The organism is Streptomyces sp. NPDC004284, assembly GCF_042874035.1.
GTDB lineage: Bacteria > Actinomycetota > Actinomycetes > Streptomycetales > Streptomycetaceae > Streptomyces.
Genome location: NZ_JBIAMJ010000001.1, coordinates 374,146 through 388,146, shown reverse-complemented (window position 1 = coordinate 388,146; position 14,001 = coordinate 374,146). Strand labels below are relative to the sequence as shown.

The window sequence follows — 14,001 nt, the reverse complement described above, 5'->3', positions numbered from 1 at the left end:
ATATCCACTACCTACGGAGGCGTAGCTAGGATTCCGTCTCATGACTGCAGCCATGCCGGAAGCGCCCCCGATCGAGCTCACCCCGCCGCTCCCGGCGAAGCCCCGGCTCAGAGGATGGCTGCACGCGGGCATGTTCCCCGCCGTGATCGTCGCGGGCCTCACCCTCGTCGCCCTCTCCGACTCGCCCCGCGCCCGCATCGCCTGCGGGATCTACGTCCTCACCGCCTGCCTGCTCTTCGGCATCAGCGCGCTCTACCACCGCGGCAACTGGGGCCCGCGCGGCGAGGCCGTGCTCCGGCGCCTCGACCACGCCAACATCTTCCTGATCATCGCGGGCACCTACACCCCGCTCACCCTGCTCCTCCTCCCCGACTCCACGGCGAAGCCGCTCATGTGGGCGGTCTGGGCCGCGGCCGCCGCCGGCATCGCCTTCCGCGTCTTCTGGGTCGGCGCCCCTCGCTGGCTGTACACGCCCTGCTACATCGCGATGGGCTGGGCCGCCGTCTTCTTCCTGCCCGACTTCATGCGCACCGGCGGCATCGCCGTCCTCGTCCTCGTCATCGTCGGCGGACTGCTCTACAGCGCGGGCGGCGTCATCTACGGCATCAAGCGCCCGAACCCCTCCCCGCGCTGGTTCGGCTTCCACGAGGTCTTCCACTCGCTGACCCTCGCGGCCTTCATCGTCCATTACGTCGGCATCTCGCTGGTCGCCTACCAGCACTCCTGACCTGGGACGATAAGGGTCATGAACGACCGACCCGGCCTCCGCGAACGCAAGAAGGCCAAGACCCGCGCGGCGATCCGGAAGGCCACCTACCGGCTCGCCGCCGAGCAGGGCTGGGACGCCGCCACCACCGACCGCATCGCCGCGGCCGCCGAGGTCTCCCCCTCCACCGTCGTCCGCTACTTCCCCGTCCGGGAGGACATCCTCCTCAGCGACGAGAACGACGACCTCCTCGAAGCCCGGCTGCGCGCCCGCCCCGCCGCGGAGGAGCCGCTCGAATCGCTCCGGGCGGTCGTCCTCGAAGCCGTCCGCACCGCCCTCGACACGGAGCCCGAGGAGACCCGGCTGCGCGCCCGGCTCATGGTGGAGATCCCCGCCGTCCGCGCCCGGCTCACCGAGACCACCGCCACGACCGGCCGCCGCCTCGCCCGCGCGATCGCCGACCGCACCGGCCTGGACGCGGACGGCCTGGAGGTGCGGATCTTCACGGCGGCGGTCCTCGGCGCACTCCGCGAGGCGACCGTCCACTGGGCCGAACGCGGCCGCACCGACGACCTCGTCGCCCTTCTGGACCGCACGGTCGACACCCTCAAGACCGGTCTGACGCCGCCCCCAGCGCACCCCTGACGATCCGCGCCGACGCCGGATTGTCCGCGCACCCCCACACCCCGTGCGGGCAGTAGTCGGTGACGGTCTGGTAGACCGGCCGGTGCGCCGCGAACCAGTCCAGCATCCCCCGCACGTACGCCGGATCGTCCCCGTTCCTGAACAGCCCCCACTCCGGGTACGAGACGGGCTTGCCGTGCGCCGCCGCGAAGCGCACGTGGTGCGCGAGCCCGTACTCCTCGTCGACCTGCTCCTCGAAGGAGAGCCCGGCCGGCTGGTCGTACGCGTCCATCCCGATGATGTCGACGACGTCGTCGCCCGGATAGCAGTGCGGCCAGGGGATGGCGTCACGGCCCCGGCTCGGCGTGAAGTCGAGCCGGAACCGCTGCCCCGGCACCCCCCGCAGCACCCCCGCCACCCGCCGCCAGTACGCCTTCCAGGCCAGCGGGTCCGGGCGGCAGCGATGGCTGTACGTGGTGCCGTTCATCTCCCAGCCGAGCACCAGGACCGCGTCGCCGAGCCCGTGCGCCACGAGCCGCTCCCCCAGGGTCCGGAAGTGCCCGTCGTACGCGCCGGCCGCGCCCCGCCGCAGCCCCGCCCGCACCTCGGCGTCCGGCAGCCCGGCCTCGTTGCGGTCGAGCAGCGGCACGTTCAGCACGAACAGGCGCCCCGGCCGCTCGGCCTTCCAGCGCGCCCAGGGCCCGAACAGCGCCGGATGCCCCTCGATGTTGGACCAGCGGTCGCCCGGCAGATACGTGTGGCCGACGGTCAGGGAGTCGCCGCCGAGCCACTCCTGCACCTGCGCGATCCGGCGCACCCCGGCCTCGTCGGAGCCGGTGAAGAAGCCCGAGGGGACACCCGTCAGCGGCTCCGGCTCCGCCTCGGGCGCGGTCCGCGTCCCGCTGCGTTCGGTCACGAGCAGGCACACGGCGACGGCCGCGAGCAGCACGGTCAGTGCGGCCCGCGGCCAGGTGAACCGGGGGAGCCGGTCGGGGAGTCGGCTCACGTCAGCTCGTCCAGAAGTCCCACCAGCGGGTCAGGATCAGCATCCCGATGATCCCGATGTGCAGGACGGGCAGGGCGAAGGCGAACTCGCCGAAGAAGGTCCGCAGCCCCGCCGGGGCGGGCAGGACCCGCTCCCGGACGTTGTGCGCGGTGACGTACCAGAACATGACGATGGTCGCGGTCCAGGCCAGACAGCACCACAGGCACAGCGCGTTGATCTCGTACAGCGACTGGTACATCAGCCAGGTGCAGAAGCCGACCCCGAAGAGCGTCCCGGCGTTGAGGCCGAGCCAGAACCAGCCCCGGTAGCGGGCCCCGGCGAGGAGCCCGGCACCGACGGCGACGACGACGGCGTACGTGACGAGCCCGAGCATCGGGTTCGGGAAGCCGAACACCGCCGCCTGCTCGCTCTTCATGACGCTGCCGCAGGACACGACCGGGTTCAGGCTGCACCCGGGCTGGAAACCGGGGTCTTCGAGGAGCTTGAACTTGTCGATCGTGATCACCCAGCCGGCGAGGACGCCCGCCGCCCCGGTGACCACCAGCAGCCAGGCCAGGGCCCGGCTCGCGCCGATCGTCCCGTCGGCCTCCCGCGCGGCCTCGTCCCGCCGCTGCCCCGGCACCCCGCCCCGTACGCCCACCGTCGCCATGGCCGGCCCCCTTCCCGCTCAGCCCTGGATGCGGCGGACCGGCAGCAGGACGTGGGCGCTGTCGGCGAGCATCTCCTCGTCCGAGACGAAGGCCCGCAGCCGCGCCTCGTCGACGGGCCGTCCGGGCACGCCCTCGGCCCAGGGGCGCACGGAGCAGATGAAGTACACCTTGCCCTGCTCGCGCGCCGCCGCCTGCCACTCGTCCGGCACCGGGCACTGCACCTTCAGGAAGGGCAGGGTGAGGACGGCCGAACCGGCCTCGACGAGCAGCGAGGCGTTGATCCCGGCGTCCTTCTCCAGATCGAAGAGCCGGTCGCCGACCGTGAGGCCCATCGTCTCCAGGGCCGTGCGCATCGCCTGCTGACCGGCCTCCGGCCCGTCCCGGCCGTCGCCGAGCGAATACGCCATCAGGAACGGCGTTCCCGCCGATTCGGCGGAGGGCTCGCTGGACCACGGAATCACCGTGAGAGTTCCCAGCGGAGAGGCGCTGCGCGTCGCGGATTCGACGTTGGAAGTGGTCATGAATCGGGATGCTAGTGCTCCAACCACCCGTTCCCCGAGCCGAATTCACTCGAACGGCCGACATTCACGCCGCTGCCATTTCCGCCGCAACGAACGCGGGTTTTCATCGTTGTGCCCTGAGGGCATAAGCCGACCACCAGGAGATCACTGATGATCGTCCCGCGCCGCGTCGCACTGCGGTCCCTGTTCGCCCTGGCCGTCACCGCCTTCACCGGCGGTGCGCTCGGCCGTATCGCGGACCGGCCGGAATCGGCCTTGCCGGAATCGGGGGGTACGCACGATCCGCACGCCTTCGACGAGATGTACCGGGGCCGCCGGCTCCTGGGCTTCTCCGGACCCGGGGGCGAGCCGACGGCCCTCGTCGACGACCGGCCGCTGCATCTGATGCGCTGCGCCGACGGCGGCTACGTCACCCCGATCGACCACTACGAGTCCTGCCCGACGCCCCTGGCGGCCACCCGCGCGGCCGTGGACGAGCTGGGCACGGCCCGGCTCTCCCCCCTCGCGGGCGCCCACGGCGTCCACACCGACCCGACGGGAGGGAGCCCGCGTGGTGTACACGCGTAAGAACCAGCGCGATCTGACCGGCACCGAGCGCCGCAAGTTCGTCGCCGCCGTCCTGGAGCTCAAGCGCATCGGCGCGTACGACCGCTTCGTCCGCACCCACATCGACTACTACTCGGCCGACGGCGAGGGACGGCTCCGGATCGCGCACATGACGCCGAGCTTCCTGCCCTGGCACCGCAAGTTCCTGCTCGAATTCGAGACGGCCCTGCGCCGGATCGACCCGACGGTCTCCGTCCCGTACTGGGACTGGACCCGGGACAACTCCCCCGCCTCCTCGATCTGGCGCGAGGACTTCATGGGCGGCAACGGCCGCCGGGCCGACTTCCAGGTGATGACGGGCCCCTTCGCGGCCTCCGCCGGACGCTGGACGATCACCCAGTCCATGACCGACATCCGGTATCTGACCAGGGACTTCGGCCGCCCCCGTGACCCGATCACGCTCCCCACCCCGGCCCAGCTCGACGAGGTGATGCGCGAGCGGGTGTACGACGCGGCGCCCTGGAACTCGACGAGCTCCACCGGCTTCCGCAACGCCCTGGAGGGCTGGGCGCCGGGCCGGGGCAACGAGCGCTTCCGCGTCCACAACCGGGTGCACCGCTGGGTCGGCGGCCTGATGCTCGGCGGCGGCTCCGTGAACGACCCGGTCTTCTGGCTGCACCACTCCTTCGTCGACCTGATCTGGTCGCGCTGGCAGCGGCAGAACCCCGGCGCCGCCTACCTGCCGGCGGAGCCGCCGCCGCTGGGGGACTCCCAGTACCGCAAGGTCGCCGGCCGGCACGAGCCGATGGCGCCCTGGGGCGTGACCCCGGCGTCGATGTTCGACCACAGCCGGATCTACCGGTACGTCTGAGCCCCGCATACGGATGTCCCCCCGGCCGCCGGGCCGGGGGGACATCCGTGTGGAGCGGGGGCGATCAGTTGCCGTAGCCGCCGTAGCCGCCGTCGCCGTGCCCGTGGCCACCGTCGACGTTGGCGCAGGTGTTGCCGAACGCCGGGTTCAGCAGACCGATGACGTTCACGGTGTTGCCGCAGACGTTGACCGGAACGTGGACCGGGACCTGCAGGACGTTGCCGGAGGCGACACCGGGCGAGTGGGCGGCGACGGCCTCGGCGCCCGAGTCGGCGACGGCCAGGCCGGCTCCGCTGAGGGCAACGGCACCCGTGCCTGCGAGAACAGCGGCAGCCTTCGCGATGCGAGACATCAAGAACTCCTTGGACTGGAAAGCGACCGCAGGAATCACGGCCGTCACTTCCGTTCAACGCCCATCCATCCGCCCGGTCACGGGCATTGGGCCGAACGGGAAGAAGGAAAACCGAAAAAATGGCCCGCGGACCCGGACGCCGTCCGCCGCCGGATACGACGGGACGCCTCCGGTCCGCGGGCCGCGGCCATGCGACAAGCCTTCTCTTGCAACGACCGAAAGCCCTTGGGGTGGCGGGGAAGAATCGTGCCTTCACCCGCCCGGACAAAGGTCGTACGAATGATCGGTACGCGGCCGCGTCAGCCCGCGTCCGGCGTCAGCCCGAGCTGGGGGTCGAGGGCTCCGCTGAGCACCGGGGTGAGGAGCCCGAGCTGAGGCTTCGCCAGATGCGGGATCCCGGCGAGCCCGTTGCCGCGCGGGGCCTCCACCGGGGTGCCGAGGACGGCGCCGGGGGTGGACGCCCTCATCTCCGAGTGCGGGCTGCTGAGCCCGGCACTGCCGGGCTCGCTGCCCCTGAGGAGCTCGGGCAGCGGCGCGTCCACGACGGTCCCCGGCAGGGTGCCGGCGAGCGGCACGCTGGGCAGGGTCACGTCCGGGAGCGCGCCGACACCCTTCTGGAAGCCGGTGGGCGCGCCGGGCATCGGGACGGGAACACCGGTCGCCACGGTCGGCGCGTCCATCGGCAGAACCGGCTCCAGGCCCTGGAGCGGGACGATCACCGGCGCCTCGACGGCGGCGGCGGGAGAGGCCAGGGCGGCGGAGGCGATTGCGGTCATGAGAAGTCCCATGCCCGCGTGAGAACGCAGAGTCATATGAGGAGAACGAGCCCCTTGGCCGAAACGTCGCGGGACTAACCCATGTGCAGCAACGCCCAGGGCCCTCACCGGTGAAAGTGAGGGCCCTTGTTGACGCCGGATCAGTGCCGGCGGGCGATCCGTCCACCCCGCATGTAGACGACACTGCCGCCGATGATCAGAGCGGCACTGACCGCGGCCGCCCCCATGAGCAGGGGCTCACTGCCGGTGTGCGGCAGCTCCCCACACCCATGCGGCCCCTCACCGGGCGCGGGCTGCTCACAGGTGGGCTGACCGGTGGGGTGGTCGGTCGGGTAGCCCGTGGGGTGATCGGTCGGGTAACCGGTGGGGTGGTCCGTCGGGTAACCGGTGGGGTGATCGGTCGGGTAACCGGTGGGGTGGCCCGTCGGGTGCCCCGTGGGGTGGCCTGTGGGATGACCGGTGGGATGACCGGTCGGGTGGCCCGTCGGGTGACCGGTCGGGTGTCCCGTGGGGTGTCCGGTCGGGTGGCCCGTCGGGTGACCGGTCGGGTGTCCCGTGGGGTGTCCGGTCGGGTGACCCGTGGGGTGGCCTGTGGGATGCCCGGTCGGGTGACCCGTGGGATGACCGGTCGGGTGACCCGTCGGGTGCCCGGTGGGGTGGCCTGTGGGATGCCCGGTCGGGTAACCGGTCGGGTGACCCGTGGGATGACCCGTCGGGTGACCGGTCGGATGTCCCGTCGGATGCCCCGTCGGGTGACCCGTGGGATGTCCCGTCGGGTGGCCCGTCGGGCCCTGCCCGTTGTCGCCGTAGCCGTCGGGTTCCTCCGTCGGCCGGCCGCAGAGGTCGCCGACGGCCGCCGCGACGTGGCTGTTGCCGCAGACGTCGGCCGGCAGGGGTGCCTGGACATGGCCGGCCGTGCCGGGACCCGGGCCGTCGCCCGCACCGGAGTGGGAGTTCGCGGCCAGGGCGAATCCGCCGCTCAGCGACAGGATGCCGGTCGCTGCCGCCGCGGTGAGTACTTTCCTGCTGATGATGGACCGCATACCGCTCTTCCTCTGGAGAAAGGGAGAGACCGGCGAGGATCCCCCCTCGCTCCGACCGGCCTGATCCACAACGCCGTTCATGTGGGATTGGCCAGAGGGTATGGGTCGGCACCCGGCGTGAAGCCGGGGCCACACGGCAGCTGATCAGAAAATCATTCGATCAGCCGACCGTGAGGAACAGCGGCCCGGAGGCCCGCCGTAAGTACCCGTGGGGACCGGGGTACTGAGGTGGTGTCAGCCGCCCAGCGGGAGACCGCCGGGGACCGGGAGGCCACCGAGCAGCTGGGCGCCCTTGGTGGCGGTGTTCAGCTGGTCGGCCGCCTTGGTCACGGTCTGGACCGGGGAGCCGTCCGTGGTGCTGCTCAGCATGTCGCTCTTCAGCCCGTTGGCGGCGATCGCTTCGAGGCCACCGTTCAGGCTGGTGGGGGTCAGCGCCTCGGAGGCCATGGCGGGCGCGGCGGCGCCCAGGGCCATCAGCGAACCGGCGACGACCGCGGCGACCTTGGTGGGCTTCATGGAGTGGGTCCTTCCTCTGTTCTTTCAAGTCACGTTCCGCACAGGGTTCTTGACCGAATCCCGTACGTCGTTCTGCTTCTGTAACGAGGAGTGAGCGCCCCGGAAACTCCGGGAGGAAGGATTTCTCGGTACTGCACCCGATCGATGCGGGCCGGTGCTATTTGCCGATCGCACACGCCCGTACCGGCCCGGTGAAGACCGGGCCGGTACGGGCGTGCGGGGTGCTACCGGGCGGGCGGCGGGGGCTCGACCGGCAGCTCGGGCGCGGTGACCGGCGGGTCGACCGGCAGCTCGGGCGCGGTGACCGGCGGGTCGACGGGCAGCTCGGGCGCGGTGACCGGGAGCGTCGGGAGCGCGGGCAGGCCGGCCAGGTCCGGCGCGGGCAGGCCGCTGCCGAGGACGGTGGAGACGGCCAGGTTGACCAGTGAGGTCAGCGTGGAGGTGACCTGCGGTACGACTCCGCCGGCGTCGCCGGAGGTGACGGCGGCGAGCAGGGCGGCGACCGCCTTCTCGACGCTCGCGAGGGCGTCGGACACGACGTCCGCGGGGGCGGTGGCCTTCGCGCCGGCCGCGACGGGCAGGCTCACGGGCGGCTTCACCGGAAGCCCGGCGGCGGGCGGGGTGACGGGCAGGTCAGCGGACGGCGGGGTCACCGGGAGGCCGGAGGCCGGGGGCGTCACCGGCAGGTCGGCGGCGGGCGGGGTCACCGGGAGTTCGGCGGCCGGGGGTGTCACCGGGAGGTCCGCGGCAGGAGGAGTGGCCGGGGCCGGGGCGGTGGACTTCGCCTCGTCGACCGCGGCGGCGATCTTCGCCTTGAGGGCCTCGGCGTCGGCCGCGGCCAGCTGCCCGGAGTCGGCCTTGAGGGCGGCCGTGACGAGTTCGGCGACGGGAGCGGTCACCGAGCCGAGCTCGCCGAGCGCTTCGGCCTGGGCGAGGAGGGCGGCGGTGTCCGGGAGGGGTGCGCGGACGGCGGCGGTGGAGGGGTGGTGTTCGCCGGCGAGGGCGGGTCCCGCCGTGCCGAGGGTGAGGGCGGCGGATATCGCCAGGGCGCTGAGACGGCCTGTGGCCAGGAGACGCATATGTGTTCCTTTTCCTTATGCGTCGGACAACTTCCCTCTCACGGTGCCTGCGGTTATAGCCCTCCGCAACCGATGAGTCACTGAGCGCCACGTCTCCGTTCGAGTGAATCCACCCCCGCGGCCTGCCCCCCGAAGGGGCGTACGCCGTTGCACCGAACGGCGCACGAGCGTGCGTCCGAACGAGTACCGGACCAGCGGCGGCAAGGGGAAAGCCGGTGCGCCCGCCCCGGCGGGGTGGGCGCACCGGCTTCGGAAGGACCGATCAGGCGTGGCAGATCAGGCGTTGACGCAGGTGTTGCCGAAGGCCGGGTTCAGCAGACCGATGACGCTGACGGTGTTGCCGCAGAGGTTGACCGGGATGTGGACCGGGACCTGGACGACGTTGCCGGAGAGGACGCCGGGAGACTTCACGGCCGCAGCCTCGGCGCCGGCGTCGGCGGAGGCGGCACCGGCGGTTCCGGCGACAGCGGCGGCGGCACCCACGGTCAGGACAACGGCCTTGGCGATACGGGACATGGGGAGGTGCTCCTCGATCGAATTCATCCAACTCGGACTGCGCGGACTGTTCGGCCCGGCTCCCTCAACAACGCCCCCGGTTTTCATCGGTTGCTCTCCCGAACGGGTGACGTTCAACCGATCTTTGGGCCATAGGAGGGCCATTCGAGCGACTGGGCGTGGAATGGCGCAACACGCTCAACGAGGAACCTGCCGCGCAGATACGGGAGTTAGCGTTTCCGGGCATCTAATGCGTACTATCGCTCCGCATCGGGGTTATAACGTTCCCGAACGTTGCTTCCGGGCCCGCCGCGCGTTCACCCATTTCGTGCGGACGACACCTTCTCCTCCCCCGGCCTTCTCGGGTCTTCCCTCCCTTCTCTCATCAAAGCGGAGATCCTGTATGCGGAATTCAGCGGTTCTTGCTGCGCGTCGCAGCGTGGTGTGCGCCTTGCCGTGTGCGGCCCCGTCCCGCTCGAAGAGCACTCGTCTCTCCGATTCCGCCAATTCCGCGGACGACGTACGGAACTCCGTCATCACCGAATTCGGGGCCGGCCGGGCCGATCGTACGACCAGCCTCGGATACGACTCCGTCCGGCGCTGACGTGCGGTCACCACTCGACACGGACCTCACGTCCGTCACCGTCCTGCACGCGGTCCAGCCCGGCGACGGCGGGGTCGCCCGTGTCGTCGTCGACCTGGTCCGCGCCCAGCGCGCCGCCGGTCTGCGCGTCGCGGTCGCCTGCCCGCCCGGCACCGGGCTCTCCGCCGCCGTCCGCGCCGAGGGCGCCGAGACCCATGACTGGCGGGCCGGCCGCGACCCCGGTACCGCCGTGCCGCGCGAGACGCGGGAGCTGGCCCGGGTGATCCGTACGGTCCGGCCCGGGATCGTCCACGCGCACAGCGCCAAGGCCGGGCTGTGCGCCCGACTCGCCGTGCGGGGAAGGATTCCGACGGTGTATCAGCCGCACGCCTGGTCCTTCGAGGCGGTCGAGGGGGCGACCGCAGCGGTCGCCCGGAGCTGGGAGCGGTTCGGCGCCCGGTGGACGGACCGGATCCTCTGTGTGAGCGAGGCCGAGCGGCGTACCGGCGAGGAGGCCGGGGTCGTGGCGGACTGGTCGGTCGTCCACAACGGCGTGGACACGGCCCGGTTCACGACCGACGGACCGCCCGGCAACCCCGCGCCCACCGTCGTCTGCGTGGGACGGCTCTGCCGCCAGAAGGGGCAGGACGTCCTCCTCGACGCCTGGCCGGCCGTCCTCGCGGAGATGCCCGCGGCCCGGCTCGTGCTGGTCGGCGACGGCCCCGACGAGGAGGCGCTGCGCGCCGGCGCCGGTCCTTCGGTGCGGTTCACCGGGGCCGTCGAGGACACCGTCCCCTGGTACCGGGCCGCCGACGTGGTCGTCCTGCCGTCCCGCTGGGAGGGCATGGCCCTCGCGCCCCTGGAGGCCATGGCCGCCGGCCGGCCGGTCGTCGTCAGCGACGTGGACGGGGCGCGCGAGAGCCTGCCGCCCGCCCATGAACCCCTGTGCCTGGTCCCGCCCGAGGACCCGGCCGCGCTCGCCGCCGCTCTGGTCCGCCTCCTCGGCAGGCCGGAGCTCCGGCACCGCCTGGGCCGCGAGGCCCACGAGCACGTCCTCAGCAGATTCGATGTCCGGCGCACCGGCGCGGCCGTCGCGGACGTCTACCGCGAGCTGGCCGGAGTGCGGGGGGCCGAGCACAGAGAGCCGATTGCGCAGTGACCACGGAAAGCACCAGCGTTCCCCCCTCCCCGGGCCCCTGGCCCACGGCCGGCCAGGCCCTCGGCCTCGCCTCCCTCGCGCCGCGCCGCGGGGCGCCCGGCCGGCTCGCGCTGCCGCGCCACCGCCGGGTGCGGCAGCGGTCCGGCGTGGCGGCGCTCGTGGCGGTCGACGCCCTGGCCGTCCTCGCCGCCGCGTCGGTGCTGAGCGCGGCGCACCACGACGTCCGGCTCGTCCTGCCGGTCGTGGCGCTCGTCCTCGTACTCGACGGGCAGGCGGGGCTCTACCGGCCGGCCGCGCACGTCCGGGCCCTCGACGAACTGCCCGCGCTCGGCTCGCGCGCCGGGTTCGCCTGGTGCCTGGCGGCGGCCTCGGTCGCCGCGTACTCCCCCGCCCTGGCGATCGGGCCGCTGCGGCTCTGCGCCGCCTACCTCACGCACGTCGCCCTGGTGTGCCTGGTCCGTGCCGCGCTGCTCGGGCGGCGGCGCCGGATCGCCCGCGAGCGGCCCCGGTCGGCGCTCGTGATCGGCGGGACGGGGGCCGCGCGCCGGTTCGCCGCGGCGGCCGCCCAGCACCCCGAGTACGGGATGCGGCCGGTCGGGATCGTGGGCGTCCCCGAGCAGGGCGGGATCCCCCGGGCGGCCGGGGAGTCCGGGCTTCCGGTGCTCACCACGACCGAGGAGATCCACCGCGCGGTCATCCAGAACGCCGTGCGCGACGCGGTGTTCCTCGACGACGAGCCGGGCCTCGTGTCGCTCTTCCAGCAGTACGGCTGCACCACCTGGCGGGCCGGCGGCCGGCAGCAGGACGGGCCGATGGGCGCCCACATGTGGGGGTACGCCTGGCAGCCCGTCGTCCCGCTGCGCGAGCGGCGCGGGCGGGCCGCGAAGCGGGCCCTCGACATCGCGCTCGCCGCGCCCGCGCTCGCGCTCGCGCTGCCGGTGCTGCTGCTCTGCGCGCTGGCCGTGCGGCTCTCGGACGGTCCCGGGGTGCTCTTCCGGCAGGAGCGGGTGGGCCAGCACGGGCGCCACTTCACCCTGCTGAAGTTCCGTACGCTGCGTCCCTCCGACGACACCGAGTCGGCGACCCGGTGGAACGTGGCGGGCGACCGGCGGATGAGCGCGGCCGGGAGCTTCCTGCGGAAGTCCTCGCTCGACGAGCTGCCGCAGCTGTGGAACGTGCTGCGCGGGGACATGAGCCTGGTCGGGCCACGGCCCGAACGCCCGTACTTCGTCGCCCAGTTCAGCAAGATCCACACGGGGTACGCGGCCCGGCACCGGATGCCGGTGGGGCTCACGGGACTGGCGCAGGTGCACGGGCTGCGCGGCGACACCTCGATCGAGGACCGCTGCCGCTTCGACAACCACTACATCGACCACTGGTCGCTCTGGCAGGACGTCTGCATCCTGCTGCGCACGGCGGCCGGCCTCGTCCGACCCACGGGGAGCTGAGGATGGCCACGGCCGTGACGGTGCCGGCGGCGCCCGACGTACGGGACTGGGCCCGCCGGACCGGGGCGCTGTCCCCGGTCCTCGCCGTGATCGCGCTGCTGCTCGTCCCGGGCGGCGGCGGCGCGCAGGGCGGCACCGGCGGCACGGGGACGGTCGCCGACGCGGCCTCCGGACTCCTGGTCCTGATCTGCCTGGTGCGGGTGGTGCGCGGCGGGGCCCGGCCGCTGACCCGTGCGGCGGCCTTCGTCCTGGGCCTGCCGGTCCTCGGGATCTGCCTGTCCGCGATCACCTCGCACGACCCGGCGGCGAGCCTGCCGGGCGTCGCCCGTTACGTACAGGTCTTCGTCCTCGTCCCGGCGGCCGTGCTCCTGACGATCCGCGACCGGCGGGACTTCGCCGTGGTCGCCTGGGGTCTGGTCGCCTTCGCGCTGCTCCAGGGCGCGGTCGGCGTCGCCCAGTACCTGACGGGCACGGGGGCCTCGTACCAGGGCGAGGACATCCGGGCCGTCGGCACCTTCGGCGCCACGGACGTGATGGGCATGGCGACGGTCGTGGCGTACGGCCTCGTCGTCGCCGTCGGGATCGCGCTCGGCAGCGGCCCGGGCCGGGTCCGCACGGCCGCGATGGTCTGTACGGGCCTCCTCTTCGTCCCGCTGGTCCTGTCGTTCAGCCGGGGCGCGTGGATCGCGACCGTGCTCACCTGCGCGCTCCAGCTGCTGCTCGCCGGGGTCCGGCGGGCGGCGCGGGTGGCGCTCGTGGCGGCCGCGCTCGGGGTGGTCCTCGTCGGCGGCCTCGGGATCGGCTCGGAGATGGTGGAGGAGCGGGCCGCCAGCATCACGCAGGTGGCGGCCGCGCCGGACCAGTCGGTGACGGACCGGTACACGATGTGGGCGGCGGCCGGGCGGATGTGGCGCGCGGAGCCCGTCACGGGCGTCGGCCTCAAGGGCTTCCCCCAGTACCGCGATTCGAACGCCTCGCTCGCGCTGTCCTCCGGCAGCGACACCGCCGGGGCGGGCGCCGCCTTCGCGCGCCAGCCGCTGCTGTCCCCGCACAACATGTACCTGCTCGTGCTGAGCGAGCAGGGCCTCCTCGGTCTCCTCGCCCTGGCGGGCAGCTGGGTGGCGCTGCTCGTCGGCGCGCTGCGGCGGCAGCGGCTCGGCGCGGACTGCGCGCTCGTCGCGACGGGGCTGCTCGTCTGGCAGCTCGTCGACTTCTTCTACGCGGACATCGGCGGCCCCTCGACGGTCCTGATGTCGGTCGTCTTCGGTCTCGCGGCCTGGTGGTCGCTGGCGGAGGTGAGGCGTGCGTGACCCGTGGGCCGGGGAACCGGAGCCCACGGACGCGCCGTGGGCCGACGGTTCGCCCCCCTCGCCCCGGCCGCCCTGCGGCACCCCGCTGACCGACCCCTGGCCGGCCTCGCCTCCGGGCCCCACGGACTCCCCGTGGGCCCCGGGGGCCGTCGTGCTGCCGGGGACGACGCCGTCCGGGACGGACGCGGGGGCGGTCACCGGCCCGGCCGCCCCCGTCGCGGGCGCCCGGGCCGCGCGGACCACCACGACCGCCGGGCCGCGCCCGGGATCCGAGCCCGGATCCGTCGAGGCCGCCGGGGCCGGTACGGGATCCGGC

At 73.2% G+C, this 14,001-nt stretch carries 16 protein-coding genes; 7 read left to right on the top strand and 9 right to left on the bottom strand.

Going from position 1 to position 14,001, the window contains the following annotated elements; genetic code table 11:
* Positions 1–40 precede the first annotated feature (40 nt).
* Both ACFYUS_RS01855 and ACFYUS_RS01850 read left to right on the top strand, forming a co-directional pair.
* Positions 41–727 carry a hemolysin III family protein gene (locus tag ACFYUS_RS01855; RefSeq protein ID WP_388844523.1) on the top strand — a complete coding sequence of 229 codons (687 nt, stop codon included), beginning with the start codon at positions 41–43 and terminating at the stop codon, positions 725–727.
* A gap of 18 nt (positions 728–745) precedes the next feature.
* Complete coding sequence (locus tag ACFYUS_RS01850) at positions 746–1,351, top strand: TetR family transcriptional regulator (RefSeq protein ID WP_388844521.1); 606 nt, start codon at positions 746–748, stop codon at positions 1,349–1,351.
* Here the strand turns inward: ACFYUS_RS01850 and ACFYUS_RS01845 are convergent.
* From ACFYUS_RS01845 to ACFYUS_RS01835, 3 genes are read right to left on the bottom strand one after another with little or no spacing between them, the layout of a single operon-like run.
* A complete protein-coding gene (locus ACFYUS_RS01845) occupies positions 1,314–2,336 on the bottom strand; it encodes a glycoside hydrolase family 26 protein (protein WP_388844519.1) in 1,023 nt (340 codons plus the stop codon). The two genes, ACFYUS_RS01850 and ACFYUS_RS01845, sit on opposite strands and share 38 nt — an antisense overlap.
* Before the next feature lies 1 nt (position 2,337).
* Positions 2,338–2,985 (bottom strand): vitamin K epoxide reductase family protein, encoded by a 648-nt coding sequence (locus tag ACFYUS_RS01840; protein WP_388844517.1) that lies wholly within the window; start codon positions 2,983–2,985, stop codon positions 2,338–2,340.
* 18 nt (positions 2,986–3,003) lie between these two features.
* Positions 3,004–3,507, bottom strand: coding sequence for a DUF5949 family protein (locus tag ACFYUS_RS01835; RefSeq protein WP_388844515.1), 504 nt, complete (start codon positions 3,505–3,507; stop codon positions 3,004–3,006).
* A gap of 150 nt (positions 3,508–3,657) precedes the next feature.
* Between ACFYUS_RS01835 and ACFYUS_RS01830 the strand changes: the two genes are divergently transcribed.
* Both ACFYUS_RS01830 and ACFYUS_RS01825 read left to right on the top strand, forming a co-directional pair.
* A complete protein-coding gene (locus ACFYUS_RS01830; protein ID WP_388844513.1) occupies positions 3,658–4,074 on the top strand; it encodes a tyrosinase family oxidase copper chaperone in 417 nt (138 codons plus the stop codon).
* The gene (locus ACFYUS_RS01825) at positions 4,058–4,924 is read left to right on the top strand and encodes a tyrosinase family protein (RefSeq protein WP_388844511.1); all 867 of its coding nucleotides are present in this window, start codon (positions 4,058–4,060) and stop codon (positions 4,922–4,924) included. Before ACFYUS_RS01830 ends, ACFYUS_RS01825 begins: the two co-directional genes overlap by 17 nt.
* Positions 4,925–4,988: 64 nt before the next feature.
* Here ACFYUS_RS01825 and ACFYUS_RS01820 read toward each other — a convergent pair whose 3' ends face one another.
* The 6 genes from ACFYUS_RS01820 to ACFYUS_RS01795 all read right to left on the bottom strand — a co-directional run bounded on the left by ACFYUS_RS01820 (position 4,989) and on the right by ACFYUS_RS01795 (position 9,206).
* Positions 4,989–5,276 carry a chaplin gene (locus ACFYUS_RS01820; protein ID WP_388844509.1) on the bottom strand — a complete coding sequence of 96 codons (288 nt, stop codon included), beginning with the start codon at positions 5,274–5,276 and terminating at the stop codon, positions 4,989–4,991.
* A 299-nt stretch (positions 5,277–5,575) separates the two neighbouring features.
* The gene (locus ACFYUS_RS01815) at positions 5,576–6,052 is read right to left on the bottom strand and encodes a hypothetical protein (protein ID WP_388844507.1); all 477 of its coding nucleotides are present in this window, start codon (positions 6,050–6,052) and stop codon (positions 5,576–5,578) included.
* A 140-nt stretch (positions 6,053–6,192) separates the two neighbouring features.
* Entirely contained in the window at positions 6,193–7,095 is a 903-nt protein-coding gene (locus ACFYUS_RS01810) for a hypothetical protein (RefSeq protein WP_388844505.1), read from the bottom strand.
* Between the two features lie 234 nt (positions 7,096–7,329).
* On the bottom strand, positions 7,330–7,611 hold the full coding sequence (locus tag ACFYUS_RS01805) for a hypothetical protein (RefSeq protein ID WP_388844503.1): 282 nt from the start codon (positions 7,609–7,611) through the stop codon (positions 7,330–7,332).
* A 224-nt stretch (positions 7,612–7,835) separates the two neighbouring features.
* On the bottom strand, positions 7,836–8,690 hold the full coding sequence (locus tag ACFYUS_RS01800; protein WP_388844502.1) for a hypothetical protein: 855 nt from the start codon (positions 8,688–8,690) through the stop codon (positions 7,836–7,838).
* 276 nt (positions 8,691–8,966) lie between these two features.
* Complete coding sequence (locus tag ACFYUS_RS01795) at positions 8,967–9,206, bottom strand: chaplin (protein ID WP_352023774.1); 240 nt, start codon at positions 9,204–9,206, stop codon at positions 8,967–8,969.
* Positions 9,207–9,790: 584 nt separating this feature from the next.
* Between ACFYUS_RS01795 and ACFYUS_RS01790 the strand changes: the two genes are divergently transcribed.
* The 3 genes from ACFYUS_RS01790 to ACFYUS_RS01780 are packed head-to-tail and all read left to right on the top strand — an operon-like array spanning position 9,791 to position 13,685.
* Positions 9,791–10,927, top strand: a complete 1,137-nt coding sequence (locus ACFYUS_RS01790; protein WP_388844500.1) for a glycosyltransferase — start codon at positions 9,791–9,793, stop codon at positions 10,925–10,927.
* The gene (locus tag ACFYUS_RS01785; protein WP_388844498.1) at positions 10,924–12,375 is read left to right on the top strand and encodes an exopolysaccharide biosynthesis polyprenyl glycosylphosphotransferase; all 1,452 of its coding nucleotides are present in this window, start codon (positions 10,924–10,926) and stop codon (positions 12,373–12,375) included. Before ACFYUS_RS01790 ends, ACFYUS_RS01785 begins: the two co-directional genes overlap by 4 nt.
* A 2-nt stretch (positions 12,376–12,377) precedes the next feature.
* Positions 12,378–13,685 carry an O-antigen ligase family protein gene (locus tag ACFYUS_RS01780; RefSeq protein WP_388844497.1) on the top strand — a complete coding sequence of 436 codons (1,308 nt, stop codon included), beginning with the start codon at positions 12,378–12,380 and terminating at the stop codon, positions 13,683–13,685.
* The last annotated feature ends 316 nt before the right edge of the window (positions 13,686–14,001 follow it).

What these genes read in the sequence shown, in the direction of transcription:
- ACFYUS_RS01805 (WP_388844503.1), bottom strand. Translation starts at nt 7,611, where the DNA reads ATGAAGCCCACCAAGGTCGCCGCGGTCGTCGCCGGTTCGCTGATGGCC.
- ACFYUS_RS01795 (WP_352023774.1), bottom strand. Translation starts at nt 9,206, where the DNA reads ATGTCCCGTATCGCCAAGGCCGTTGTCCTGACCGTGGGTGCCGCCGCC.
- ACFYUS_RS01810 (WP_388844505.1), bottom strand. Translation starts at nt 7,095, where the DNA reads ATGCGGTCCATCATCAGCAGGAAAGTACTCACCGCGGCGGCAGCGACC.
- ACFYUS_RS01850 (WP_388844521.1), top strand. Translation starts at nt 746, where the DNA reads ATGAACGACCGACCCGGCCTCCGCGAACGCAAGAAGGCCAAGACCCGC.
- ACFYUS_RS01835 (WP_388844515.1), bottom strand. Translation starts at nt 3,507, where the DNA reads ATGACCACTTCCAACGTCGAATCCGCGACGCGCAGCGCCTCTCCGCTG.
- ACFYUS_RS01855 (WP_388844523.1), top strand. Translation starts at nt 41, where the DNA reads ATGACTGCAGCCATGCCGGAAGCGCCCCCGATCGAGCTCACCCCGCCG.
- ACFYUS_RS01800 (WP_388844502.1), bottom strand. Translation starts at nt 8,690, where the DNA reads ATGCGTCTCCTGGCCACAGGCCGTCTCAGCGCCCTGGCGATATCCGCC.
- ACFYUS_RS01830 (WP_388844513.1), top strand. Translation starts at nt 3,658, where the DNA reads ATGATCGTCCCGCGCCGCGTCGCACTGCGGTCCCTGTTCGCCCTGGCC.
- ACFYUS_RS01815 (WP_388844507.1), bottom strand. Translation starts at nt 6,052, where the DNA reads ATGACCGCAATCGCCTCCGCCGCCCTGGCCTCTCCCGCCGCCGCCGTC.
- ACFYUS_RS01840 (WP_388844517.1), bottom strand. Translation starts at nt 2,985, where the DNA reads ATGGCGACGGTGGGCGTACGGGGCGGGGTGCCGGGGCAGCGGCGGGAC.
- ACFYUS_RS01820 (WP_388844509.1), bottom strand. Translation starts at nt 5,276, where the DNA reads ATGTCTCGCATCGCGAAGGCTGCCGCTGTTCTCGCAGGCACGGGTGCC.
- ACFYUS_RS01780 (WP_388844497.1), top strand. Translation starts at nt 12,378, where the DNA reads ATGGCCACGGCCGTGACGGTGCCGGCGGCGCCCGACGTACGGGACTGG.